Source organism: Acinetobacter johnsonii ANC 3681, from assembly GCF_000368805.1.
Classification (GTDB): domain Bacteria; phylum Pseudomonadota; class Gammaproteobacteria; order Pseudomonadales; family Moraxellaceae; genus Acinetobacter; species Acinetobacter johnsonii.
In genome coordinates this window covers 85209-111104 of record NZ_KB849706.1, presented here as the reverse complement: position 1 = coordinate 111104, position 25896 = coordinate 85209, and the positions used below count along the sequence as shown (strand labels likewise).

Below are 25896 nucleotides of genomic sequence, written 5' to 3'. Positions count from 1 at the left end.
CTTAATTTAACATCAGATATGTATTTTCCCAGATGTTTGCATCAAACTCAGCTTCAACCAAAACCACATAACGCCCATATACACAATCAATCGCAATACAGTCATCAACGTCTAAAACACGGTCAGTATGTTGCTTTTGCCATTTTTGATCAAAATATTGTTTGCCAAGTTGTTTAGCTTCCGCGGCATGCGGCGCAACGACGAGTACATAACGATGTAACTCCCCAAATTCACGTGCGTCATAACCACCTAAATTGATGAGCCACAGTTTTGCATCTGTGACTTGAGGCTGGGCATCACTAAACTGTATTTGGTATTTTTTCCCTCGACATTCAATACCATTCACTTGCATCCAAGCATCAATATGTAAGCCTTTTTGTTCACCAAACCATGCATTTTTAAGTTGCGGGTAACTCTCTTCTAAACTGTCAGCGACTGCAAATACAACATCATGGACTTCAGTATTGGCGCGGGCATGGCGACCACCAAGCATGACCATAAATAGGCTGGGCATGTTTTGCTCCTTTTCAAATTAAAATGTACATGACGGAGTCTTACAGTTTGTACTTCTTATTTGCAGAGCTCGTCATATTACTTTGGTTTTGCCCAAAGTAACCAAAGGCATTTCCGTTTGCAAAACTCGGCACATATCATCAATCCGTTCACTATATCGCAGAAACTGTATAGTTCAACTAATAGCCTGCCTCAAACAATTGCAAACAGTCTTTCCTCGAATCAAATAATTATATTAATTTTTAAACTCTTAAGCGCTCATTTTTGAACCAAAACTATCTACATAAGAAAAAATCGTGCTGAGCTTTCACCCAACACGATTCTTTAAATCTAGTCGTAAAACCTTCCCAAATAGGGAGGCTTCAAGGAGCTAATTACATCTCAACCATTTCCACGCCATCAATACGTGCCACAGTCATTAAGTCCTTATCACCACGGCCTGAAACCGTCGCAATAATAATTTGGTCTTTAGACATCGTTGGCGCAAGTTTAGTGACATAAGCCATGGCATGAGAACTTTCCAATGCCGGAATAATCCCTTCAATCTGAGTTAAATCGCGGAAACCTTGCAGAGCTTCATTGTCATTGATTGGCACATATTCAACACGATGCATATCTTTTAAGAAACTATGTTCAGGGCCTACACCTGGATAATCTAAACCCGCGGAAATTGAATGAGTTTCAATGATTTGACCTTGTTCATCCGACATTAAATACGTACGGTTACCATGTAATACACCAACATGACCAGCATTTAACGGTGCAGAATGTTTACCTGTTTCAATGCCATAGCCAGCCGCTTCAACACCATACATTTTGACATCGGCATCATTTAAGAACGGATAGAACAAGCCCATTGCATTTGAACCACCGCCTACACATGCCACCAAGGCATCAGGTAAACGCCCTGCTTGCTCTTGAATTTGTTTGCGAGCTTCACGACCAATAATTGACTGGAAGTCACGAACTAACTGCGGATATGGGTGTGGGCCTGCAACCGTACCAATCACATAATAAGTTGAATCAACATTGGTCACCCAGTCACGCATGGCTTCGTTCATGGCATCTTTCAATGTTTTTGAGCCACTTTCCACAGGCACAACAGTTGCACCGAGTAAACGCATACGATAAACATTCATGGCTTGACGTTTCACGTCTTCTGCACCCATGAACACAACACATTCAAGACCTAAACGTGCTGCGATGGTTGCCGTTGCGACACCATGCTGGCCTGCGCCAGTTTCAGCAATAATACGTTTTTTACCCGACAGTTTTGCCAGTAAAGCCTGACCAATGGTGTTATTCACTTTATGTGAACCCGTATGATTCAGGTCTTCACGTTTTAAGTAAATTTGCGCACCACCCAACTCTTTTGACCATCGCTCAGCATAATATAAAGGACTAGGACGACCTACATAGTAGGCGAGGTCACGGTCGAATTCTGCCAGAAACTGCTCATCATCTTTCATACGGAAATAGAGCTTTTCTAAGTCTTCTAATGCTGCCATTAGAGTTTCTGACACAAAACGTCCGCCATGGATACCGAAATGCCCACGTTCATCTGGGTATTGGGTATAGTCAATCACATTACTTTGCTGATCCACGATGGACTCCTTGCATGAAGTTTTCTATAAGTTGTTGGTCTTTTATACCTTTAGCGGATTCGACGCCTCCGCTGACATCTACAGCATAAGCCCCAGTCGTCTTTATAGCGTCTTCAACATTAGTTGGGGTTAAACCACCCGCTAAAATTAAAGGAATATCGAGCTTAGGGAATTGTGACCAGTCAAAACTGTGTCCTGTTCCCCCTTTCAGTTCAGGATGCCATGCATCTAAGAGCACTGCGCTTGCCCCTGCCTGTTGAAAGCGTTGAACTTCTGCCACCACATCCAGTTCAGGTTTCACTTGAATGGCTTTATACCAGCGACGCCCAACCTGTGCCGCAATCGCCTGACAGTCTTCTGATGTTTCATCACCATGAAACTGAATGATATCCAGTGCCACTTGTTTTAACACATCCGCAATGTCATCCGCAGTGGCATTCACAAAAAGTCCAACAGTTTGCACATAGGCAGGTATATGTTGGATCAGTTCTTTGGCTTGAGCTGCACTAACATGACGTGGACTAGGCGGGAAAAATACAAAACCAATTGCATCTGCCCCGGCATTGACCACAGCTTGAATATCTTGGCTACGGGTAATTCCACAAATTTTGGCACGGGTTCGCATAGGTTATGACTCTGGCTCAACCCTATTTATAGCTGATCTATAAATAACAGGGCGAATCATTGTAATGCAATTTTTTCGCCTTGCGTAAAGTTCATCCTGAAAAATCTTTACATAGATTGTTTAATTCACATACAAACCTTATACTTCGCGCAAATGCAATAAGTCTAAGCACTATGCTTTAGGGAAGTTGGTGAGAGTCCAACACTGCCCCCGCAACGGTAAAACGAAACGTATATCTTTATAAGTGTTTGCACTTACATCACTGCACTCGTGTGGGAAGATGGATATACCAATATTGTTCGCAATATTTATATTTAAGTCCGGAGACCTGCTTATTGCGCCATTTAACTCAATCATTCACGGGGGGTGAATGTATGGAGCCAGCATGCCAAATTTATTTCAGCCTACAGCTTTAGTGGGCGCAATCGCTATTGCGATGGGTTTCTCCGTGTCTGCATCTGCAAAAGACAGCATTAATGCCTCTTTAGATACACTAGTTGTAACTGCAACACGTTCTGAAGAAAAGATTAAAGACGTACCAGCACGTATCTCAATTATTGAACCACAGATTGTAGAACAATCGCCAATTGCATCTTTACCTGATCTATTAAAAACAGATGCCGCGATCAATATGGTGCAAAGCGGTGGTATAGGGCAGCTTGCAGATATCTACTTACGTGGAACTGAATCAGATCACACCTTAATTTTACGTGATGGTGTTCGTTTAAATAATGCTTCTTCAGGTACTGCAAGTCTTGCATTTTTAGATACTACTGACATTAAACAAATTGAAGTTCTCAAAGGTCCAGCATCCGTCTTATATGGTACCGATGCGATTGGCGGTGTAATTCAACTTGTATCTAAAACACCAGAAAAAACAGGCGCTTTTATTACAGGAGAAATGGGTGAGCACAGCACTTATAAATCTGTAATAGGTGCAGACTTAGCAGAAAATGGTTTTTATGCACAAGTTCGTGGTCAACGCCTAGAATCAGATGCAACTAAAGTGACGGATCAAAAAACCAATAAAACTGATACTGCATCTTTCGATCAAAAAGGCTTTAGTACCAAATTAGGCGTCGAAAAAGAAGACTATGCTGTATCAGTAGATTACAGCAGTAATAAAGGTACAAGCTTATATGATGCTTACACCTTTGATGGTACGTTACTAAAACAAGATTTTGAAAATGAGATCATCAATCTGCGTAGCCGTTTAAATGTAACGGATCAATTTGAACTCAACACACGTTTATCTCAATTTAATGACGAAGTTGATCAAAAAGATTCAACAGACTACGTCCATAGTAAGACACAAGAAGCTGAACTTTATGGCAAATGGAACTTCACTCCTAGCCAATCTATTATTTCTGGGATTACCCATCGCAAACTTGAAGGCGACATCTTATCTTATGGTACACCTTATAATGAAGATGTAGATTCAACTGGTTACTATGCTCAACATCAATACAACGGTTCAAAACTAAATACTCAAGTTGGTATTCGCCTTGAAGATAACGAAAAATATGGTTCACATACTGTAGGCCAAATGGCGGCACGTTATCAATTATTCGCTAACACAAGTATTTATACAAATATTGGCACTGCTTTTAAATCACCAACGTTAAATGAACTCTATAACTCATGGAATGGTAATCCTAACTTAGATCCTGAAGAAAGTACTTCCTATGAAATTGGTCTTGATCAGGTTTTAGCTTACGGTTTCCAAACAGGTTTATCTGCTTATTACATAAAAGTAGATGACTTAATTGCATCTGGTTCAAATGGTTTATTAACCAATATTCAAGAGGCAACTTATCAAGGCGGTGAGCTATATCTAGGTTGGCAACAAGATGAATTGTTTACGAAAGCAACCTATAGCTATGTTAAAGCTCAAAATGAAGAAACCAATGAAGATTTAAAACGTAGACCTCGCCAAGGATTCACTTTAACGACTGGTTTACAAAACGAAGTTTATGGTATTAGTGCTTCATTAGTTGCCAAATCTAAAGCCAAAGAGTGGAATAAAAACTATAGTACTTCAGGTTATGCAACCATTGATATCAATGCATTTTGGAATGTAAACCCATATGTAAAACTCTTCACGAATATTCAGAATATTGGTGATGTTGAATATAAAACCGCATATCAAGACCGTGGTTATTACTATATGAATGGCGGCCGTCTGGCTACCGCAGGAGTCACTTTCCGTTATTAATTTAATGTAAAGACTCAAAAAACCATTTAAAACAGCGCAGTTTATGGATAATGTTTTGACCGGCATTATCCTTTTTTTCATTCTTTAGGCAGGACAAATTATGGGCCACCGTTTAAGTAAAATTTATACCCGTACTGGCGACTCAGGCACCACAGGTCTGGGTGATGGATCACGTGTCACTAAAGATGATCTAAGAATTACCGCACTTGGTGATGTGGATGAACTTAATTCAACAATTGGCGTACTTCGTGCTCAAATTACCGCAAGTCAAATCACGGACAAAGCCACATGGGATAAAAGCTTAAGCCTGATCCAGCACTGGCTTTTCGACTTAGGCGGTGAAGTGTGTATTCCAAATTATCATTTGCTCCAGCCTGTTTGTATTGAGTTTCTTGAACAAGAAATTGACCGTATGAATGAAAACTTACCGATGCTGAAAGAGTTTATTCTCCCTTCAGGTTCTTTGGCATGTAGCTATGCACATCAAGCACGAGCGGTATGTCGCCGAGCTGAACGTAGCTTAATGTCGGTGCACACTCGTGATCAAAATATTCAAAGCACCGCACTACAGTTACTCAACCGCTTATCTGACTGGCTTTTTGTTGCATCGCGTGCTTTACAGCGTGCTGAAGGTGGATCGGAAGTACTTTGGCAAAAAAATATCAATGAAACTATTTAAACGATTCTAAGTTTTTAGAACGAAATAGATTTTTTCGAAGTCTTCCTGTGATCAATTCACTGGAAGACTTTTTGATATTATTTTTCTTTTGTGAAAAGAAACCAAAACCATTTTCCAAGCGTAAAACTCGTCTACTACCATCTCTTATCCTAAATTTCACAGAAGCATTTCATTCAAATTCAGTTCCGCCGCAAACCATTACAAATCGCATTTACGCATATCTAATATCTCCACCTTAGAATCTATCCCCCAATCCAATGTTTTAGCGCTACAATCACTCAAAAGACATATATAGATCAGGTTCAATATGAGAATCATCGGACATCGTGGTGCACGTGGCGAAGCCCCAGAAAATACACTCGGCGGTTTTCAATATATTCATGATCTGGGCATACGTGCGGTCGAATTTGATGTTCGTCAGCTCAAAGACCATGAGCTGATCATTATGCATGATGACAACATGCTCCGAACCACAGGGATCGACCAAGCGCTCTACCCATTAAACAGCACACAACTCGATACCTATAATCAAGCACATATTTGGTTAGACTGGAAAAAGCAAAGTACCCCAACATTGCTACAAGCCCTTCAGATTATGCAGGACTTCGAACATCTTGAAGTTGAAGTCAAAGCTGTAGAAACACAAGCTGAAGCTGAGCGACTAACACACCATCTCACACAGCAACTTAGAGGCTTTGAACGCACTGCGGTCATCACTAGTTTTGATCTTAAAATCCTACAAGCACTCCAAGATCAACACTCAACATTTAAACGTGGCTTATTAATTGAAGACGATATTCAACATCTCGCGATTGAACAAGCGCTCAAATACGACTGTTGCCAAATCGGCTGGATGAACCAACTCGCAACCGATGACTTGTTAAAAGCCACACAACAAGTAAATTTAGCCATTAGTGTTTGGACAGTGAATGACATCGAGCGCGCCAAACATTTACGTGACTGTGGCATTGATGGATTAATTACAGATTTTCCTAAAATGATGCTACAACATTTGATAGATGTGCATTGAACAATGCCAAAGATGGACTTGAGTTTTACATGACTAGTAGCACTGAAAATGTTCATTTTTCATATTGATCGCTCTGCTAATATAAAGCCTAGAAATGCTTCGATAATTTTGATATCTAAACATTCGTATTCTGTTACTGTTTAGTACAATACATCTGTACAATAATGCTAGTGAACCAAGGTTCGCTCATGCTAATATGCTGTAGCTTAATCCATGCAAAAAGTAATGGATTGACCTTCCATTTATACCTCCCAAGGTTTCAGGAGTGCTGTTGGAGATGAATGCTCCCCTACCCAAAGCCCCATTTAACTGGGTTGCAATTTTTGCATTGGTTTTTCTTCCCATTGTGGCTGTGATTGCAATTCCCTTATATGCCTTTCAGCATGATTTCAGCTTAGCTGCTTGGATCAGTATGTTTGTATTACTGGGTGTTAGTAGCTTAGGTATTACCGCTGGCTATCACCGTCTATGGGCACACCGTGCTTATGAAGCAAGCTTACCTTTAAAAATCATTTTGATGATTATGGGTACCTTTGCCGTGCAAAACAGTATTTTATTTTGGAGTTCAGGTCACCGTACCCACCACCGCCATGTCGATGATATCGAGAAAGATCCATACTCGATTAACAATGGTTTTTGGTATGCGCATATGGGTTGGATGCTTCGTGACTATCCATCAGCAGAGCCTGACTTTAAAAATGCACCCGATTTACTGAATGATAAATTGGTGATGTTCCAACACAAATACTATGTTCCTTTAGTGATTAGCGTCCACATGGGTATTTTATTACCAATTGGTTGGGCTGTAGGCGACTTGTGGGGCGTGTTATTGTTGGGCGGATTAATGCGTTTAATCCTCAGCCACCACGTCACGTTCTTCATTAACTCTTTATGCCACATGTGGGGCAAACGTCCGTATACCGACGAAAATACCGCACGTGACAACTTCTGGTTAGCTATTGCGACTTGGGGTGAGGGTTATCATAACTACCACCACATTTTCCAATACGACTACCGTAATGGTGTGAAATGGTGGCAATATGACCCAACTAAATGGTTGATTTGGTCATGCTCAAAACTGGGTTTAGCTAAAAACTTACGTCGTATTCCGAGCTTCAATATTAAAAAAGCTGAACTTGCGATGAAGTTTAAATATGCTGAGCAAGACTTAGAAGTTCATGGTCTCAATGTCAGTGATGACATCAGCTCTGCGAAAGCTCGTATTGCACAGGAATATGATGCATTCACCCAAACCTTGAATGACTGGGCAAAATTGAAAGAACAAGAAATTCAAGCCAAGAAAACAGCAGTGGCTGAAAAAATCCATCAAATGGATGAAAAGCTCAAAATTGAATTTCAATTGGTTGAACAGCGTCTAGGTCATCATCGTCAAACTTTAACCACCTTGATGCGTAGCATTAAAAAAGCCCCTGTTTCTCAGTAATTAATTATCTGATTCACCATTTCAAAAGAAAGCTCCGCAAGGGGCTTTTTTTAGCAGTTCATAAAGGATAACAACATGGATATTAACAACATTCCTTTCGGTATCACCAATTGGACCGAGATACCAACCACCCGCCATACAGGTGATCAAGGTTATGCCCTATGGCGTACTCAGCAATTTGACGCGATTCGCGTGCGTATGGTGGAGTATTCTGAGAACTATTTGGCCGACCATTGGTGTTCTAAAGGGCATATCCTGTTGTGCTTAGAAGGTGAACTACACACCGAACTAGATGATGGTCGTAGCTTTACCCTCACTGCTGGCATGAGTTACCAAGTTGCGGATCAAGCCGAAGCCCATCGCTCGTCCACCTCAAAAGGCGCCAAACTGTTTATAGTTGACTAAAACAGTTGGATATATGTCTTAACACTAAAACTTTGCTATATTGATGGGGTCATGGCTTATCCCTTGTGATCCTTCACTATGCAGTTCAATTCACGCTATTCTCTCCTTCCTTCAAAACTTTATCACCATCAACAGCCCTTGCCACTAAAAGGCGCAAAAGCAGGTCATTTCAATGCCGCATTGGCAGAACAGTTGCAATGGTCTGAAGCCGACAAACAGTCTTGGGTAGAGATTTGTAGCGGACAAAAAACCTTTAGTGAATTTGAACCATTGGCAATGGTCTATGCAGGACATCAATTTGGTCAGTGGGCAGGACAGCTCGGTGATGGTCGGGGGTTATTGATCGCACAAATTCTCGATCAACATGGGCAAACCATTGACCTGCATTTAAAGGGTGCAGGTTCTACTCCTTATTCGCGAATGGGAGATGGTCGTGCGGTACTTCGCTCCGTCATTCGTGAGTATTTGGCTGGACATGCGCTGAATAGTTTAGGTGTCTCATCAAGTAACGCTGTTGGCTTTACCTCATCGGCTCAAGGCGTGCAGCGGGAAAAATTGGAACTCGGTGCCATGATGTTACGTACATCAGACTGTCATATTCGCTTGGGGCATTTTGAATGGATCAATCAGTATCAACCTGATTTACTCGACGAATTTACCCAAAAGTGCATCGCATGGCATTACCCTGAGTGTTTAGAGGCAGAGCACCCTGTTTTGGCATTTGCAACCCAAGTGATTCAACGGACAGCAGTAATGATTGCCAAATGGCAATTGGTCGGCTTCGCACATGGGGTGATGAATACCGATAATTTAAACATTACAGGCTCAACCCTCGATTTTGGCCCTTATGGTTTTATGGAACGCTTCCGCCCGAATTGGATTAACAATCACTCTGACTATCAAGGCCGCTATACCTATCAGCAGCAGCCAAGCATTGGACATTGGAATTTATGGACATGGTTGAATAACCTCATTCCGCTTTGTCCGCAAGACTATGACAAAGAACAATGGAAGCAAGACCTTGCCGATTGCTTAGAGCACTATGAACCCACGTTCTTGGAGCACTACAAACTGGGTTTAAGTCAGAAAATGGGCTTACCTCATTTCCACACTGAGAGTTTTGACTGTGCCATGACTTTCTTACGGATTCTACAAACCGAACAGCTCGACTACACACAAAGCTTTACGCGTTTACAGAATCAACAATATGAAATGATTAAAGATGACTGCCTTGACCGTCGTCAGTTTGAAAGTTTCCTCGCGCAATATGAACAGATCCGTGCGAATCAAGACACGGCAGAACTCAATGCAGCCATGCAACAAGCCAATCCAGTTTATATCCTACGCAATCACATGGCACAAAAAGCGATTGAGCTGGCTGAGCGGAATGATTTCTCAGAAGTCGAACGCTTATTTGACCTACTTAGCCACCCGTTTGAGCGGAATGTAGCACTAGAGAAAGCGGAAGATTTAGCACCTTTACCAACCGATGTTCCAGAGGTAATGGTGAGTTGTTCCTCTTAAGCGTTTGGCTTAAACTGTGGATAAATTAAACAATATCCACAGGGCTTCGCCCACTAGAGTGATGGTCAACATGTCCTTACATCTTATTGCTGCAAAAGCTGCACTTGCCCTGCCAGAAGTGACGTGTAGTCAGCCCTTTGGTGAGGGCTGTGATGTCTATAAAGTCATGGATAAAATGTTTTTGCTCAATTCATCTTTAAGTGGTACGACTTTAAGTAATTTAAAAGTCACGCCTGACCACGGCGCGATGTTACGTGATATTTATCCGTATATTCATGCAGGTTGGCATATGAATAAAAAGCATTGGATTTCAATTTATGAGCATGAAGACTTAGATTCGGATTTAGTCATTGATCTGGTACAAAGTTCTTATGAGCTCGTGGTATCCAAGCTAAATAAACAACAAAGACAGCGAATAGCTGCACTTCAAGCCATCACCTAACTATGTATTGAATGAAAAAGATTGTTAATTACTCCTATTACATTTTCTAAAGCTCAACTCTATCACTGCATCAAACAGGTCATGGATTTGAACATATATTGTCTCTGCTGAGCAGCTTTTCAACGTTCTCTACGTATTGCCTACTTTGGAAGCAAAAATTCGAGACTAAAAGCGAAGTGGGTAATTGAGAGCTCATAAAAAAAGCCCGACATCCTGTCGAGCTTTTTCGTATTGGTTAGCTAGGTATAACTCCTGTCGTACCTCACATCCTAGTGTTGAACTTATCATTTTTGTTTTATGTTTTGGAACTTCCTGTTTTCTATGACTGCATCATATAAAAAATCTTGGGACTGACCTAGACGCAATCCGCTTGAATAGTTGTAAGCCAAAACGTACATGGAAAAATAAGCTTAATTAGACTTACCCCCAAAATTATCCGCAGAAATTGTGGATAGTTTTCAGGATGACCGAAGCTGAACCTGACTCCTTAAAATTAATTTTTGCGTGATTTAAAAGCAACTTTATAGCCCACTGCTTCAATCTGTCGGAAATACAACCACTCTTTCTCCATTTTGCCTATTTAATTATCTATACATATCAATCTGAAAAGATAGAGTATGCAAGTCGCTCACTCTCCACTCAAGTTAATCAGAAAGTCAGGGTGAACTCGTACAAAGACAGGCTGAGAATCAGTAAAGTCTTAGTCATTTTCATATTCAGTTGCTTATTTAAATGTATTGTCGAAAAGTTTGGACGCTATCTTATAGTCCAACCCTAAGTGACATGCTCATGACCAGCAGAATGCTTCGCTGATATGAATATCGGCTCATCGACTTTATCTAAAACAAACGTAAAAGTAAAAAGACAAACTAAAACATTATTTTAGATACTTAGAATTCACCCATGGACCAGAACCCGAAACAATTAAAAGCCCAATAAAAAAGGACTCCATATGAGTCCTTTTCAACATCATCACCTGCGCTTTAGCTCTTCTTAGTCTTCAATGTTTTAAATAAAACAAATAACACGAGGACCCAGACAGGAAGCATCAACACGGAAAGCATAAAACCTTGATTCCACATGATATATAAAATCATCAGCATAAATACTAAAACAAAATAATTGCTAAACGGTGCAAATAACGCTGGAAACTTGGTTTGAATGCCCTGCTTTTTCATACTCTGTCTAAATTTAAGATGGATCAAACTGATCATCATCCAATTCAACACCGCCGCGCTGACCACAATATAAATCAGATAACTGAGCGCTTTTTCAGGCAAAAAGTAATTCAACAGCACGCAACCAAAAATCAGTAATGCTGAAAATAAAACCGCCGCAATCGGTGTCCCTTGCCGATTCACCTGCTTAAAAACTTGCGGGGCATTGCCTTGTTCTGCCAGACCTAAAAGCATGCGACTATTGGCATACATCCCACTATTACAAACAGAAACTGATGCAGTCAGAATAATAAAATTCAGTAAATGCGCTGCCCAATCAATGCCAATTTGCTTAAAAATAAGCACGAATGGACTTTTATCTAAACCACCCAAATCCAATTGATTCCAAGGCACTAAAGACAAAAGAATCGCCAGCGAGCAAATATAGAACAGGAAAACCCGAATCACCGTTTGATTGACGGCTTTTGGAATGTTCTTTTCAGGATCTTCGGTTTCCGCAGCCGCCATACTGATCAGCTCAATGCCGCCAAAGGCAAACATCATAAAGGCCAGCATATAAAACAAGCCTTCAAAACCATGTGGGAAAAACCCGCCATGTGCCCATAAGTTCGTGACAGATGCGGTTGAACCGACATCAGCCGTCAACAACAGATAAACCCCGAAGATGATCATGGCGATAATCGCCACAACTTTAATCATCGACAGCCAAAACTCAGACTCCGCATACAGTTTGACATTGGCAAGATTGGCCAGTGTGATCACCACAAAAAACACCAGCACCGAGACCCACGCAGGAATATGTGGCCACCAGTAATTCACATACTTGCCAATCGCGGTCAGTTCAGTCATCACCACCAAGATATACAGTACCCAGTAGTTCCAGCCCGTTAAAAAGCCTGAAAACTGCCCCCAATATTTAAAGGCAAAGTAGCTGAATGAACCCGTCACTGGCTCATGCACAATCATTTCACCGAGCTGACGCATAATTAAAAATGCAATCAAACCGCCAATCATATAACCCAAAATAATCGATGGGCCAGCAGATTCAATAATATGTGCTGAACCTAAGAACAGCCCTGTGCCAATTGCACCACCCATGGCGATCAATTGAATATGGCGATTCTTTAAACGGCGCTGAAGTTTAGGCGTCTCGCTGCTCAAAACACATGCTCATCTGATAAAAAAATGAATTGTACCGCTTGCACAAGCGATCAACCAGTCTTGCCCTTTAAAATCGCAGATTACTCGGTTTCATTTCACCAGTTGAAGGTTTAAACGGACTGTAGATTTTGATTGCCGCCTTTGCTTGAATCCCATAAAAAAGTGGATAACCCAAGGCTTATCCGCTTCTTCTATCGTTCAGAAAACTGAATTAATCTTCAGGATATTCAAAACGGTAGCCTACCCCATATACCGCCTGCACCCATTCATGACGGTTACCTGTTTCAGCTGCATCCGAAATCTTACGACGTAAGTTCTTAATATGGCTATCAATCACACGGTCAGCTACTTCAAAACTGTCTGGGTTGATATGATCCAGTAACTGCGCACGTGAATAGACTTGTCCCACATGCTCTAAAAACAACTCCAGTAAACGAAACTCGGTCGGCGTTAGGTTTAAAGGCTTTTGTTGATACCAAATGCGTTGCTGCGCTTTATCCATACGGAACAAAGACTGATCTTCAGGCTCAGCTTTACGCTCTAAACGGCGTAACACAGCTTGGACACGCGCTACCAATTCTTTCGGGCTAAAGGGTTTACACACATAGTCATCTGCTCCCATGTTCAAGCCAAGCACACGGTCAATTTCTTCGGTGCGTGCGGTGACCATAATAATCGGCAAATCCGACTGTTCACGGACTTTACGGCAAATGGTCAAGCCATCCATACGCGGCACCATCAAATCTAAAATCATCAGACTCGGTTTACGCTGCGTAAAGCTATCAAATGCGTCCTGACCATCGTGAAACATACTGACTTCAAAGCCCGCTGCTTCAAGATAATCGCGGACCAATTGTGCAAGTTCTACTTCATCTTCAACCAGCATAATATGTTTCATACATACTTCCTTTTGTGTTTCATTTTTTTGGGAACGTTAACTTGCAACGTAAACCACCCAAAGGCGAATGATCAAAACTCAATTCACCGCCTAAAGCCTGTGCCAGTTTAGCCGATAAAGCCAAACCTAAACCTGTACCACCTGTGCTACGCGTACGCGAGTCATCGACTCGGTAGAAACGCTCACCGAGTCGTGCCAACTGCTCATCGCTTAAGCTATATGGACTGTCATCGACATAGACCGTCCAATCTGTTGCAGACTGTTCCGTATGAACTCGAACCTGACCACCCGCTTCGGTATAACGAATGCTATTACCCAACAAATTGACCATGATTTGCTTAAAGCGGTCAATATCAAGTTGTAACTCAGCGCCCTCACCTTCGACACTGATGCTTAAATGGGCCTGTTCAAATTTAGGCTTAAAGTTTTCCACTTCTTGCTCAATCACCGCCCACGGGTTCACGGTTGCAAAGTAACAGTTTAATTGCTGTGCTTCCGCTTGCGCCAAATCGGCCAAGTCATGCGTGAGTTTTTTCAAGCTGGTGACTTGGCGTAACATCGATTCAAAATGCTCAGGCGTTGGTTTTCGAATTCCGTCTTGCATTGCTTCGATCTGTGCTTGTAATACCGCCAACGGCGTTTTCAACTCGTGTGAAGTATCTGACACCCATTGACGACGTGAAATTTCATGCTGATCTAAAATCACCGCCAACTGGTTCAGTTCATTAGACAAATCACCCAGCTCATCGTTTCGATTCACTTTGACTTGATGCTGAAAATTACCCTTCGTTAATTCACGCGTACCATTCAACAAGCGTTGAATCGGTGTCTTAAAATAAGTCGCAAGTAACAACGCAGCAATTAAACTGGCAAAAACGGTTAAACCATAGACCAGTAATAAATAACGTTTTTGATTACTAAAGAAGTTAATACTCAACGCATCATCTTGATCGAGAACTGGTTTCAACCCCAAATACCCCACCACTTGGTTATTCACCACAATAGGCCGGAAAGAAACTTGATCATCCGAAGGCTCACCGACCACAAACTGACGCTGCGTATCGTATAAAGACAAACGCGAGCTAAGACCCAAACGGTCAGGCGTGGAAATAAACTGTTTTTTGCCTGTGTTTTGTTTGCTCTCTTGTTCAATCTCTTCTTTTTTACGATCTGGACGAAAAACATTTTGATTGGCGCTGAGTGGGAACTTTAAACCTTCAAAGGGTTGAAACTCCGAAGGTAAGTTTTCCTCCAAAGCTTGCAGTTCTTGTTCGGTTAAAATCTGTTTTTCATGTTTGACTTCAGTGGTAGAAACATCACTGAGTAAGGTTTTGGTATTTTCTTTAAAATAACGCTGTTGCAAAGCAATGTCGTACTGGCGACGTAACCACCAACGAGAGAGACGGTCATAATCATCTGGCGCAGCATGTCCTTCAATCTGCAAAATTTGCGCTTGAATGGCATTGCCCCAGTCATGATAAGTGCTATAAACGCCAGCCAAGTTATCAATCAGATGATCGAGCTTTTGCATTTCCACGTCCGCCACATATTTGGCAAAATTCTTTTGCATCGTCCAATGCAACACACCTAAACTCACCGTGGTAATCACCAAAGTGGTCAGCAATACAGTGAGGAATAAGCGTAAAGCAATCGGTACGCGGCGAATCTTCAAAAGCAATCTCTCGGTCGTTCTTTTGCCTTGTTATTGTATAGAACACTGCATCAAAAAACTCTCCATTGTTTCTACATCTTTATTATTTAATCTTTAATCATCCAAAATGACATGCTCTTGTATGGGGGAGTTGTAGAATGAATAAGATGACAAAAATGGCTTTAGCCACTGCCAGCGTTTTATCTGTAGGTGTGTTGACTGCTTGTCAATCCACCCAAGCACCGAAAGATATGGAGCAGTCGCAACATATGCATGGTCATTATCAGAAAGACCGTCACATGACACCTGAACAACGCGAACAATTTGAAAAAATGCGTACTGAACGTAAACAAGTCATGCAAGACATTAAAAAAGCCTGCGATGGCAAAGCGGTGGGTTCAGCAGTCCAAGTCAAAGCAGGTGAGCAAACACTAGAAGGCACATGTGCGATTTCATTTAAACCGAACCGTGATGAAATGAAACGTGGTGAACATCGCCCAATGCGTGGTGATCAAGCCGATCGTGGTGAATTCCGTGGCATGCATATGCAACGCGGCGAACCACTAACCGATGCGAAACGTGCTGAGTTAACCCAGCAATACGATCAACGTTTAGCTGAACGTCAAGCGCGTCAACAAGCCGCGACCAAAGCCTGCCAAGGTCAAACTGATGGTAAAGCCGTGCAGTTAAAAGTCGGCACACAAACAGTAGATGGCAAATGTATGGTTCACTTCCAGCCTAAAGCTCCTGTTTCAGCACCCAATAAGGCTGCTTAAACCACTCTAAAAAGTATAAATAGATCAAAAAGGCGCAAATTGCGCCTTTTTTATTGGACATAACTTTTTACGCTTTTTGACTATTTATGTCATGCCAAAAGCAGCAAAACTGTTTACACTCAGTGCACTTAGCGATTTTGAATAATATTTATTTGACTTTACAGTCACCAAGAAAAGCACCTGAACCGCTTGTACCAAATTAGAAGATGTTGCACGATTAAGTTATTCCAATCCGTGTCAAAGAAGACACGTTTTTATGTTTATTAGGATTATAAGCTGGTTAAACCAGTATTGAGGAAACCGATATGCCACAATACAAAGCGCCCTTACGTGATATGCAATTCGTACTGCATGAGCTATTGAATGCAGAAGAACACTATTCTAAATTGCCTGCATTTCAGGAAACCGTAAGCCGTGAATTGGTTGACCAATATTTAGAAGCTGCTGCAGATTTCTGTGAAAACGAATTGTCTCCAATCAACCAAAGCGGCGACCGCGAAGGTTGTACTTGGAATGATGGCGTTGTTACAACTCCAACAGGCTTTAAAGAAGCGTATCAAAAATATATCGAACTTGGCTTCCCGTCTCTTTCTGCTGAAGAGCAATATGGCGGTCAAGCATTACCTGTTTCTTTGGGTAACGTGATTTCAGAAATGGTCGGTACTGCAAACTGGGCATGGGGTATGTACCCAGGTCTTTCTCATGGTGCAGTTCGTACTTTAGAACATCATGGTTCAGCTGAACAAAAAGATGCTTACTTACCAAACCTTGTTTCAGGTGTTTGGACAGGTACGATGTGCTTAACAGAATCACACGCTGGTTCTGACTTGGGTATTATCCGTACTAAAGCTGAGCCACAAGCAGACGGTAGCTATGCAATCACGGGTGAGAAAATCTTTATCTCAGCGGGTGAACATGACATGGCTGAGAACATTGTTCACATTGTACTTGCTCGTCTTCCTGGCGCACCTAAAGGCACCAAAGGTATTTCTTTATTCATCGTACCGAAGTTTAACTTAAACGCAGACGGTACTGTGGGTGAGCGTAACGCGGTGCGTTGTGGTTCTATCGAACACAAAATGGGGATCCACGGGAACTCAACTTGCGTGATCAACTTTGACAATGCAAAAGGCTTCCTGATTGGCCCTGAAAACCGTGGCTTAAACTGCATGTTCACTTTCATGAACACCGCACGTATTGGTACTGCTGTTCAAGGTCTTGCTGCATCTGAAGGTGCATTCCAAGGTGCATTAACCTATGCGAAAGACCGTTTGGCAATGCGTTCTTTGACAGGTCCTAAAGCACCAGAAAAAGAAGCCGATCCAATTATTGTTCACCCTGCTGTTCGTAACATGCTGTTAACTCAAAAAGCATTTGCTGAAGGTGGTCGTGCACTGGTTTACTTATTGTCTCTACATGCGGACGTGGTTGAGCAAGGTGCAACGGAAGAAGAGCGTAAATCTTCTGACAACATCTTGTCACTGCTTACTCCAATTGCAAAAGCATTCTTGACTGAAACAGGTTCTGAATCTGCAAAACACGGCGTTCAAGTGTTTGGTGGTCACGGCTTTATTTCAGAGCATGGCATGGAACAAATCGTTCGTGATACACGTATTGCGTGTTTATACGAAGGGACAACTGAAATCCAAGCGCTTGACTTGTTAGGTCGTAAAGTTTTGGGTACTCAAGGTGCAATGTTAAAAGACTTCACTAAGATTATTCACAAATTTGTTGAAGCAAACAAAGACAATGCTGCAATGAAAGAGTTTGTTGAACCACTTGCTGCTCTAAACAAAGAGTGGGGCGACTTAACCATGCAAATTGGTATGAAAGCAATGCAAAACCCAGATGAAGTCGGTGCTGCTGCGGTCGATTACCTCTACTTCTCTGGTTATGTAACGCTTGCTTACCTATGGGCACGTATGGCACTTGTGGCTCAAGAAACATTGGCTGCAGGTACAACTGACGTTGACTTCTATAATGCGAAAGTCACGACAGCTCGTTTCTACTTCAAGAAGATTCTTCCACGTGTTCGCTCACACGTTGATGTGATTGCTGGTGGCGTAGAACCATTACTCGCATTAGATGCAGAGCACTTTGCATTCTAAGTAATTAATAACTAATTCGATATTCGAAATAGTTGTACTCTTGAGTACAGAAATGAAAAAGGACAGTCATAGCTTTGGCGGTCCTTTTTCTTTATAAATAGAGCGTTATTTCGCTTGGGTCATCTGATAACACTCTCCGTTGTTAATTAAGCTGTCCTAAGTCTACAGAGATTCAAACAATAAACAGGTGAACGAACATGCCAATTTATAATGCCCCACTTGCGGATATGAAATTTATCCTCAATGACGTTTTCAATGCAGATCAGTTCTGGCAGTCTAATGAAAATCTAGCTCATGTAGACAGTGCGACGGCTGAAGCGATCCTCGAGGAAATGGCTAAATTTGCGCAGAACGTAACCCTGCCTTTAAACCGTACAGGTGATGAAGAAGGTGCAACATTTAGCAATGGAGCAGTGACTACACCTGCTGGTTTTAAAGAAGCGTTTAAGCAATATGCTGAAGGCGGCTGGATTGGCTTAGCGGCTGATGAAGAATGGGGCGGTCAAGGCATGCCAAAAATGCTGACAGTTCTAGCAGATGAAATGCTGTTCGCAACTAACCCATCATTCATGCTCTACCCGCTTCTTTCTGTCGGTGCAGGTATGGCGCTGAACAGCTACGCATCGCAAGAACAAAAAGAAACCTATTTACCTAAAATTTACTCAGGCGAATGGTCTGGGACCATGTGTTTAACTGAGCCACATGCAGGTACAGATTTAGGCATTATCAAAACTAAAGCTGAACGTAACGAAGACGGTACCTATAACATTACAGGGACCAAAATCTTTATTACAGGCGGTGACCACGACTTAGCTGAAAACATCATTCACTTGGTTCTAGCAAAAACTCCTGATGCACCTGCGGGTTCACGTGGTATTTCATTATTCATCGTGCCTAAATTCCTAGTGAATGCAGATGGTTCTGTAGGTGAGCGTAATGCGGCAGGTCCAGGTTCAATTGAACACAAAATGGGGATCAAAGCGTCTGCAACTTGTGTAATGAACTTTGATGGTGCCAAAGGTTACTTGGTCGGTAAAGAAAATGAAGGCCTTGCGGCAATGTTCGTGATGATGAACTACGAACGTTTGTCGATGGGTATTCAAGGGTTAGGCGCATCTGAATTTGCCTACCAAAATGCTGCACAGTATGCGACTGACCGTTTACAAGGTCGTAGTGCATCAGGTGTTCAATCACCTGCTAAGCCTGCAGACAGCATTCTTGTGCATGGTGATGTGCGTCGCATGTTGCTTAATGCACGTGCGAACAACGAAGCATCTCGTGCCTTTGCAGTTTACGTGGGTCAGCAACTTGATATCACCAAGTTCTCAACAGACCCTGAAGCGGTGAAAGCAGCCAATGACCGTGTTGCACTGTTAACCCCAATTGCAAAAGCGTATTTAACTGACACAGCATTCCAAGCAACTTTAGATGCACAAATGGTCTTCGGTGGTCATGGTTATATTCGTGAATGGGGTATGGAGCAGTGTGTACGTGACTTACGTATTGCACAAATCTATGAAGGCACCAACGGCGTTCAGTCTCAAGATTTAATCGGTCGTAAAACCATTAAATGTGGTGGTGCTTTCATCGCTGACTACATTACTGAAATCCGTGACTTTGCTAACAGCTTAGACGCTGACCTAAACTTCATTAAAGATGCAACACTCGATGCGGCAACTGAAGTGGAAGAAGTGACCAAGTATATCCTTGAACGCGCTGCTGAAAGTGCGGAGTTCCCGAATGCAGCAGCAGTGGATTACTTACATGCAGTCGGCCTACTCAGCTTTGCCTATATGTTTGCAAGAATTGCCAATGCTGCAAAAGCCAAAGATGGTGATTTCTATCAAAACAAACTGGCGCTTGCAGCTTATTTCGCTCAACGTATTTTGCCTGAAATAGACTTACGTATTGCAAAAGTAAAAGCAGGTGCAGAAGTCATCATGAACTTCTCTGAAGACTACTTCACCAGCCAAGCTTAATCGCTTAATGACTGAATAAAAAAATGCCTGCTTTGTCAGGCGTTTTTTTATGGCTCAGCTTTATTTTTGCTTTTATACGTCACGTGCATGAAATTTGCATATGATGCAATAAACCGTCATCAACATATCAGGAGGCTGCCATGACCAACCGTGACCCCAAAATAGAGAAAATTGAAACCCTCCTCGATAAACTGGGCAATACTGCAGTAGAAAGTTTTCACTATGTGGCTTTATTTATTATTGGCTGTATGGTGATTTGGTCGGCAGGACATACCGTTTATGAGATCCTGACCATTAAACAATATGCCTCAATTGATGATATTTTACTGTTATTCATCTACCTCGAACTGGGTGCAATGGTCGGTATCTATTTTAAAACCAACCACATGCCTGTCCGCTTTTTAATTTATATTGCCATCACCGCCCTCACCCGTCTTTTAATTTCCGATATCCAGCATGACCACAAAGCTGATATGGACTTGGTGATTATTACGGGTTCAATTTTAATTATGGCGATTGCAATCTTGGTGGTGCGTTATGCATCGTGGAATTATCCTTCAGTAATTCGGGATAAACATGCCGACAAGCCTTTGCCTGAAGGGAAAACACCACGCCCACAAGATGATGAACTCGCTTAATTCTTTATTGACCACTAAAAAACCCTCCGTCTAAACAACGGAGGGTTTTCTGTATCAAGCAAAGATTCATTTATTTTGAATCTGGTTCTAAAGCGTAGCGTCCATTTTCATAGATCCAGTGCATGCCTTCAGGTGGGTCTGGCAATCCCAAACGTCTCCAATCGGTAATCAACACATAATCACGGCTTTCGATACTGGAGTCGCCATCCCCATACACATAGCTATTGGTTTCCTGACTATAGGTTGAATAGCTGGGTGCTCGGTAAATAATACTCACACCCGGTCGCATCGGATATCCGCCATGTGGTGGATGATGTGGAGGTGGTCTGTGATGAGGGGGCTCAATTTGAGGCGGTGATGTAGGTCTGGGCATTGCACCTTGATACGGCCCAGCATAGGTTGGGAAACGCTGGGTTTGCGAAGTCAGCGGTTTTCCATAATAACGCGTCGCTGGTTGAGCAGAACTCAGTGCAGGAAATAAGCTGAGTAAACTTATTCCATAGATTATTTTTAAATATTTCATCATCTTCCTCCACTGAGGTGAATATTATTATTTTAAACCCATTTTATGGATAAAAAATGTACAAACCATCAATTTTAGATCACTGGTCGTTATCACCACTATAAGGTTTGAAGCAGGATTTCTTTGAAAAGCAAAAAATGCATGAGTTTTCAGTTTATACTTAATCTTTGTTTATAAATGTATTGGATGAACAATCGTGGCTGAATTAAGTTTTGATCGACTCTATGAATATTTTGCAAAAGTGCCCAGTATTCAAAAAAATCTGATTGATGCTTATGGCACAGATGGCAAAAGTGCATGGTGGTTTAAGTTTCAAATTGATGTAGATCATCCTTTGGCATGGCAAACGGTACAAGAGTTGGGACATGTACTGAACTATATTTCTAAAAATGAGCGCCTGCCGACGCAGTTTTTACCTGTTTCACCGCCGCCGTATATGAATGGTGAAGCCAAACAATTCTTGGCATGGGTCATTCAGTGTAACCACCCTGACTTTCCACCCGATGTCATTTGTGACTGGTTAGAAGCGCGTCTACCGAGCCCAGTGGAAGATGCCGAAAAATGGAAAATCAAAACCGATCTACATGAACTCGATAAGATGACCGATAAAGATTTGGATCAAATCATCCCGCCAAATCCTGAGCAGTAAAATCTTAAAAATTAAATCTCCCTAAATCCCTCTTTAAAAAGAGGGACTTTTCATCTTGCACAATAAAGGAAGTTCCGCTTTTAATGAAACGGTAAGAAATGGCAAAAGGAATTCAAAATTAAAACGTCGACAAACCACTCCATTCCATAAAGCGGTATAGCCCATATTTGAGTTTTGACTCATCTTTATATTGCTCATAGCCCACACTCATTTGACGACCATTTAAGTTCGACCATGCCCCATCAAAATATTGCTGTGTATCTATAAACACCGCTGCATTAGACTGGCCAATCACACGTAAATTGGTCTCTAAGTTATAATTCTTCAAATTCCGTGCGGTAAAATTCGCAGAACCTAAAATAAGCTCGGCTTCTTGCGCATGGCGTTTTAAAATCATTTTGCTATGACACTGCTCTCCTTGAGTATTACACCAACGTACTGTAATACCTGCATCGTTAAGCTCAGACGCAACTTGACGATTAGGAATTCCATTCTTTTGACGACCAAATGCATCTTTATTGGGGTCGAGTAAAATCCGAAGTTTAACTCCACGCTTCTGTGCATCTTTTAAAGCATTGATAATTTGACGCTCAGACAAATAGAACATCGCCAAATCAATCTGGTCATTGGTTTTTGCCGTATTCAACAAGTTGAGTGTTGCGTCTAGGATTGCTTTTTCCGTCAGCACCTGTACCTGCGGTTGAGATGGATTTCCTGCAATTTCGCCTAGAATCACCATTGGTACATCGCCCTGAGACATATGTGCCACAGTTTGCTCTGTTTTCAACACATCAATTGCGGTATTGCCTGTCACCAACAGCGCCACATTGGAATGTCGCGAACTGCCATCATGCGGATTCGCAGATGTGACCAAGGTTTTCCAACCTTCGGCGGTATCGACCACCAAAGTTTTGCGGTGATTGGCTTTAAAGTTAAATAAGTTTAAATAACTACGTAGGGTGATTTTTTCATCCCCAAATGGGTTTCTTAACCAACCACCGTCGGGATTATTGCCTGCGTTTTGACAACAGAGATACCAAAAACCAGACCAAACGGGATTCGATGCACGGAGCGGACGTAAATCGGTTTCAATTACATCCACGCCTGCCTGACGTAACTTACGGTAATGCTCAGGTAATAGTCCGCCATATACTGAGTTAATCGGGTCGGTAACGACTTTGATTTCAATATTTGGATGCAAGCTTCGCTTGACAATTAACGCATCGGTCAGCTGACGAGTCAAAGCCCGTTGTGATGCTTGAGATGTCCCCACTTCATCGTTAAACAAGAACATATCCAACACAATCGTGGTTTGTGCATCTTCAATCAGTTGAAACACTGCGTTGAAAATATGATGATCTTGTTGCTGCTTGCCTTGTGCATCGATATAGGTTTGATCTGCAATAAATTTGACATCGGCATGACGTAACTTGCCCGTATAGTCCAGCCCATCAGGCAGTGGTTTAACGCTATGGTAAACTGCGGAGGTTAAATAAGTCAGAGCCAATAAACCCACCACGACACCGACATAACGGGTCGATGTCCAGTTGAGCTTTTGATGTAATTTTCGAAAGATACGCATAACAAAAAACCTAATCCAATATACTCAGACTAGGTTTTATTGTTTGATTTTTCAAGAGGATTTCTGTTGTCAATGTTTTGGCAACCTCTCCCTAACCCTCTCCTTTAAGGAGAGGGAGCACCTCCTCTCTACGGAAAAGGTTGGGTTGAAGCTTGAAATAGCACCTTAGAAACTAAAGTCCAAGCCAACCGTGAAGTTACGCCCCACTTGTGGAATGGTTGATAAGAAAGAAGTATGCGAATAAACCGTCTCATCTAGAAGGTTATTGGCTTTGAAATACACGCGATAATCATTGCCCTGCATATACTGACCATTATACGCCAAGCCCAAATTCACCATGTTATAGCCCTCAGTTTCAGTCTCATAGCTTGCAATTCGATCTTGCTCAAACACATGGTAGTACTCTGCCGTACCCGACCATGTGTCACTAAAGTTAGCATTCACTTTTGTTCCTAAACGGCCTGCAGGCACCCGTGGCGCATTTTCATTGTCAATTTTGCCACGTACATAGTCACCAAAGACACTCATTTTATAAACATCATTGATAGCATAAGAGGCTTCTGCTTCAGTCCCATAAAAACGCGCTTTGTCTTGGGTGTAGTCTACCAAGCGGAAGTTTTTGTAACGATAAGTTGTTTGAGCATAAATATAGTTGTCATACCAATTGTGGTAAACATGAATATGATAATCAATTTTATCCGTATCGTAATGGAAACCTAACTCTAGGTTATTGGACTTTTCGACATCCAGATTTTCATTGCCACGCTCATAGGTATTGGTTGCAAGATGCTTACCATCGGCATAAAGCTCTTGTGCCAAAGGTAAACGCTCTTGATGTGACCCGACCAAAGACAGTTTATAGTTCGGTGCAAACATCCAATTCACAGCACCCGAATAGGACACGGCATAATCATCATAGTCTTTTCGATTGGACTCAATATCAATCGTCTGCTGATCGACACGTGCCCCTAACTCAAAATGGAAGTCATTCCACTGCTTGTGTTCTAAACCAAATACGCTCCACTTTTGCGTCTTGGTCGGTTCTAAAATAGACTCTTCACCCGTGATATCTAATTTTTGTTGATTGTACTGTACGCCAACCACACCTTCCCAATCCGCAATCGGCTGATGCACCATTTCTAGACGCGCATCATACCCTTTACTTTTAAAGGTGGTTGCAACGCTATCACCTTCAATTTCATCATGTTGGTAGTCGGTATAACTGGCATGGGCACGTAACTTCTCAAACCCTGCAATCGGATTTAAAATTTCTGTACGGAAGTCATAACGCTCCGACTTTAAGTCTACCCAAGGCCCTGTCTCATGTTCGTCATGTGCATGGTCGTGTCCTGAGTGATCATGTTCATCCGTATGTCCATGATTATCGCTCCCGTCACAGTGCAAATGATCATCATGTGGATGACAGCTCTCATATTCATGGCTGTGCCCAGGTAAACCGTATTGATCTTGACGGTTGGTATAGGCAATACCCGCAAAACCACGCTCACCAATCCATGAGCCACCAACGCTGACAGTTTCGCCTTTGGCAAAGGTATTTCCAACACGACGTTCTTTTTCGAGTTCACCCTCATGCTCGTGGAAATAGTTCGGCGCAATATAGTCATTCGCTTCACGCTTTGAACCTTCAACCCGTAGAGCAAACTGACTGCCCAAAGCAACCGTCGCCCCAGCACTGGCCAACTTTTCATCACTGCCAGAGTTGTAGCGTAATCCCGCCGTACCTTCTAGACCTTTTTCAGGCATGCTGGTTGGAATTTTTTGATCGGTGACATTGACCAAACCGCCCACGGTGCCTGCACTGTATAACAGGGTTGAAGGGCCACGGATGATTTCAATTTGCTTGGCCAAAATCGGATCGACCGTCACGGCATGGTCTGGCGATAAAGTCGAGACATCAGCAGTTTCTGAAGCATGTTGTAAGACTTTCACGCGTGGGCCATCTTGACCACGAATCACGGGTCGACTTGAACCTGAACCATATTGATTTGAATATACGCCTAGCTCATCGGCCAAAGCATCCCCAATGGTCGGTGCACGTTCTTTTAAGCTTTTTTGCTCGACAACCTGATCAGCCACCGCAAAATCAGCAGCGGTCTGAACGAGTGGATGTGCTTGGCTGGTCAACGTTTCAAGTTGTTGTGTTGTTGTGTCATCTGCAAAAACGGCAGGTGCGACCACCGCCAAAATAGAGAGCGTTATCAAATTTTTATGGAAAGCCATGGAACTCACTCAAGCGTACAATTTTTGAATA

General features: G+C 42.2%; 21 protein-coding genes and 1 riboswitch. Of the genes, 12 read left to right on the top strand and 9 right to left on the bottom strand.

Annotated features, from left to right (window positions below; genetic code table 11):
* Position 1: 1 nt before the first annotated feature.
* The 3 genes from F946_RS14075 to F946_RS14065 form a co-directional block, all read right to left on the bottom strand.
* Positions 2-514 (bottom strand): DUF1543 domain-containing protein, encoded by a 513-nt coding sequence (locus F946_RS14075; RefSeq protein WP_004983617.1) that lies wholly within the window; start codon positions 512-514, stop codon positions 2-4.
* A 373-nt stretch (positions 515-887) separates the two neighbouring features.
* A complete protein-coding gene (trpB, locus tag F946_RS14070; RefSeq protein WP_004697773.1) occupies positions 888-2117 on the bottom strand; it encodes a tryptophan synthase subunit beta in 1230 nt (409 codons plus the stop codon).
* Complete coding sequence (locus F946_RS14065) at positions 2101-2742, bottom strand: phosphoribosylanthranilate isomerase (protein WP_004983613.1); 642 nt, start codon at positions 2740-2742, stop codon at positions 2101-2103. The genes trpB and F946_RS14065 overlap by 17 nt, the downstream gene beginning before the upstream one ends.
* 143 nt (positions 2743-2885) lie before the next feature.
* Positions 2886-3092: riboswitch (cobalamin riboswitch) on the top strand.
* A 35-nt stretch (positions 3093-3127) separates the two neighbouring features.
* Here F946_RS14065 and F946_RS14060 point away from each other — a divergent pair.
* The 7 genes from F946_RS14060 (at position 3128) to F946_RS14030 (ending at position 10481) form a co-directional block, all read left to right on the top strand.
* Complete coding sequence (locus F946_RS14060) at positions 3128-4957, top strand: TonB-dependent receptor plug domain-containing protein (RefSeq protein ID WP_004983609.1); 1830 nt, start codon at positions 3128-3130, stop codon at positions 4955-4957.
* A 100-nt stretch (positions 4958-5057) separates the two neighbouring features.
* Positions 5058-5636: a cob(I)yrinic acid a,c-diamide adenosyltransferase gene (locus F946_RS14055; RefSeq protein WP_004983606.1), complete on the top strand. Its 579-nt coding sequence runs from the start codon at positions 5058-5060 to the stop codon at positions 5634-5636.
* A 307-nt stretch (positions 5637-5943) separates the two neighbouring features.
* Positions 5944-6666: a glycerophosphodiester phosphodiesterase gene (locus tag F946_RS14050; protein WP_004983604.1), complete on the top strand. Its 723-nt coding sequence runs from the start codon at positions 5944-5946 to the stop codon at positions 6664-6666.
* A 277-nt stretch (positions 6667-6943) separates the two neighbouring features.
* The gene (locus tag F946_RS14045; protein WP_004697764.1) at positions 6944-8110 is read left to right on the top strand and encodes an acyl-CoA desaturase; all 1167 of its coding nucleotides are present in this window, start codon (positions 6944-6946) and stop codon (positions 8108-8110) included.
* Between the two features lie 75 nt (positions 8111-8185).
* Positions 8186-8515, top strand: a complete 330-nt coding sequence (locus F946_RS14040; RefSeq protein WP_004983602.1) for a DHCW motif cupin fold protein — start codon at positions 8186-8188, stop codon at positions 8513-8515.
* A gap of 78 nt (positions 8516-8593) precedes the next feature.
* Positions 8594-10039, top strand: coding sequence for a protein adenylyltransferase SelO (locus F946_RS14035; protein WP_004983601.1), 1446 nt, complete (start codon positions 8594-8596; stop codon positions 10037-10039).
* A 70-nt stretch (positions 10040-10109) separates the two neighbouring features.
* Entirely contained in the window at positions 10110-10481 is a 372-nt protein-coding gene (locus F946_RS14030) for an MmcQ/YjbR family DNA-binding protein (RefSeq protein WP_004983600.1), read from the top strand.
* Between the two features lie 983 nt (positions 10482-11464).
* On the opposite strand, the gene F946_RS14025 is transcribed toward F946_RS14030, so the two are convergent.
* From F946_RS14025 to baeS, 3 genes are all read right to left on the bottom strand, one after another.
* Positions 11465-12820 (bottom strand): amino acid permease, encoded by a 1356-nt coding sequence (locus tag F946_RS14025; protein ID WP_004983598.1) that lies wholly within the window; start codon positions 12818-12820, stop codon positions 11465-11467.
* A 211-nt stretch (positions 12821-13031) separates the two neighbouring features.
* Positions 13032-13718 carry a response regulator gene (locus tag F946_RS14020; protein ID WP_004983596.1) on the bottom strand — a complete coding sequence of 229 codons (687 nt, stop codon included), beginning with the start codon at positions 13716-13718 and terminating at the stop codon, positions 13032-13034.
* A gap of 19 nt (positions 13719-13737) precedes the next feature.
* Positions 13738-15390, bottom strand: coding sequence for a sensor histidine kinase efflux regulator BaeS (gene baeS, locus F946_RS14015; protein WP_004983594.1), 1653 nt, complete (start codon positions 15388-15390; stop codon positions 13738-13740).
* A 137-nt stretch (positions 15391-15527) separates the two neighbouring features.
* Between baeS and F946_RS14010 the strand changes: the two genes are divergently transcribed.
* The 4 genes from F946_RS14010 (at position 15528) to F946_RS13995 (ending at position 20870) form a co-directional block, all read left to right on the top strand.
* Positions 15528-16145 (top strand): hypothetical protein, encoded by a 618-nt coding sequence (locus tag F946_RS14010; protein ID WP_004983592.1) that lies wholly within the window; start codon positions 15528-15530, stop codon positions 16143-16145.
* 305 nt (positions 16146-16450) lie between these two features.
* Complete coding sequence (locus tag F946_RS14005) at positions 16451-18253, top strand: acyl-CoA dehydrogenase C-terminal domain-containing protein (protein WP_004983590.1); 1803 nt, start codon at positions 16451-16453, stop codon at positions 18251-18253.
* Between the two features lie 197 nt (positions 18254-18450).
* Positions 18451-20232, top strand: a complete 1782-nt coding sequence (locus F946_RS14000; RefSeq protein ID WP_004983588.1) for an acyl-CoA dehydrogenase C-terminal domain-containing protein — start codon at positions 18451-18453, stop codon at positions 20230-20232.
* Positions 20233-20372: 140 nt separating this feature from the next.
* The gene (locus tag F946_RS13995) at positions 20373-20870 is read left to right on the top strand and encodes a phosphate-starvation-inducible protein PsiE (protein ID WP_004983586.1); all 498 of its coding nucleotides are present in this window, start codon (positions 20373-20375) and stop codon (positions 20868-20870) included.
* Positions 20871-20940: 70 nt separating this feature from the next.
* Here the strand turns inward: F946_RS13995 and F946_RS13990 are convergent, their stop codons facing one another.
* Positions 20941-21396: an RcnB family protein gene (locus F946_RS13990; protein WP_005401677.1), complete on the bottom strand. Its 456-nt coding sequence runs from the start codon at positions 21394-21396 to the stop codon at positions 20941-20943.
* A gap of 193 nt (positions 21397-21589) precedes the next feature.
* Between F946_RS13990 and F946_RS13985 the strand changes: the two genes are divergently transcribed.
* Positions 21590-22042 (top strand): hypothetical protein, encoded by a 453-nt coding sequence (locus F946_RS13985; RefSeq protein ID WP_004983582.1) that lies wholly within the window; start codon positions 21590-21592, stop codon positions 22040-22042.
* 118 nt (positions 22043-22160) lie between these two features.
* Here F946_RS13985 and F946_RS13980 read toward each other — a convergent pair whose 3' ends face one another.
* Positions 22161-23624: a phospholipase D family protein gene (locus F946_RS13980; RefSeq protein WP_004983580.1), complete on the bottom strand. Its 1464-nt coding sequence runs from the start codon at positions 23622-23624 to the stop codon at positions 22161-22163.
* A 165-nt stretch (positions 23625-23789) separates the two neighbouring features.
* Positions 23790-25865, bottom strand: a complete 2076-nt coding sequence (znuD, locus tag F946_RS13975; RefSeq protein ID WP_004983578.1) for a zinc piracy TonB-dependent receptor ZnuD — start codon at positions 25863-25865, stop codon at positions 23790-23792.
* Positions 25866-25896: the final 31 nt, after the last annotated feature.

Coding starts and splice junctions, on each gene's coding strand:
- F946_RS14075 (WP_004983617.1), bottom strand. CDS start 514: ATGCCCAGCCTATTTATGGTCATGCTTGGTGGTCGCCATGCCCGCGCC.
- F946_RS14065 (WP_004983613.1), bottom strand. CDS start 2,742: ATGCGAACCCGTGCCAAAATTTGTGGAATTACCCGTAGCCAAGATATT.
- F946_RS14060 (WP_004983609.1), top strand. CDS start 3,128: ATGCCAAATTTATTTCAGCCTACAGCTTTAGTGGGCGCAATCGCTATT.
- F946_RS14055 (WP_004983606.1), top strand. CDS start 5,058: ATGGGCCACCGTTTAAGTAAAATTTATACCCGTACTGGCGACTCAGGC.
- F946_RS14050 (WP_004983604.1), top strand. CDS start 5,944: ATGAGAATCATCGGACATCGTGGTGCACGTGGCGAAGCCCCAGAAAAT.
- F946_RS14045 (WP_004697764.1), top strand. CDS start 6,944: ATGAATGCTCCCCTACCCAAAGCCCCATTTAACTGGGTTGCAATTTTT.
- F946_RS14040 (WP_004983602.1), top strand. CDS start 8,186: ATGGATATTAACAACATTCCTTTCGGTATCACCAATTGGACCGAGATA.
- F946_RS14035 (WP_004983601.1), top strand. CDS start 8,594: ATGCAGTTCAATTCACGCTATTCTCTCCTTCCTTCAAAACTTTATCAC.
- F946_RS14030 (WP_004983600.1), top strand. CDS start 10,110: ATGTCCTTACATCTTATTGCTGCAAAAGCTGCACTTGCCCTGCCAGAA.
- F946_RS14020 (WP_004983596.1), bottom strand. CDS start 13,718: ATGAAACATATTATGCTGGTTGAAGATGAAGTAGAACTTGCACAATTG.
- F946_RS14010 (WP_004983592.1), top strand. CDS start 15,528: ATGAATAAGATGACAAAAATGGCTTTAGCCACTGCCAGCGTTTTATCT.
- F946_RS14005 (WP_004983590.1), top strand. CDS start 16,451: ATGCCACAATACAAAGCGCCCTTACGTGATATGCAATTCGTACTGCAT.
- F946_RS14000 (WP_004983588.1), top strand. CDS start 18,451: ATGCCAATTTATAATGCCCCACTTGCGGATATGAAATTTATCCTCAAT.
- F946_RS13995 (WP_004983586.1), top strand. CDS start 20,373: ATGACCAACCGTGACCCCAAAATAGAGAAAATTGAAACCCTCCTCGAT.
- F946_RS13990 (WP_005401677.1), bottom strand. CDS start 21,396: ATGATGAAATATTTAAAAATAATCTATGGAATAAGTTTACTCAGCTTA.
- F946_RS13980 (WP_004983580.1), bottom strand. CDS start 23,624: ATGCGTATCTTTCGAAAATTACATCAAAAGCTCAACTGGACATCGACC.
- znuD (WP_004983578.1), bottom strand. CDS start 25,865: ATGGCTTTCCATAAAAATTTGATAACGCTCTCTATTTTGGCGGTGGTC.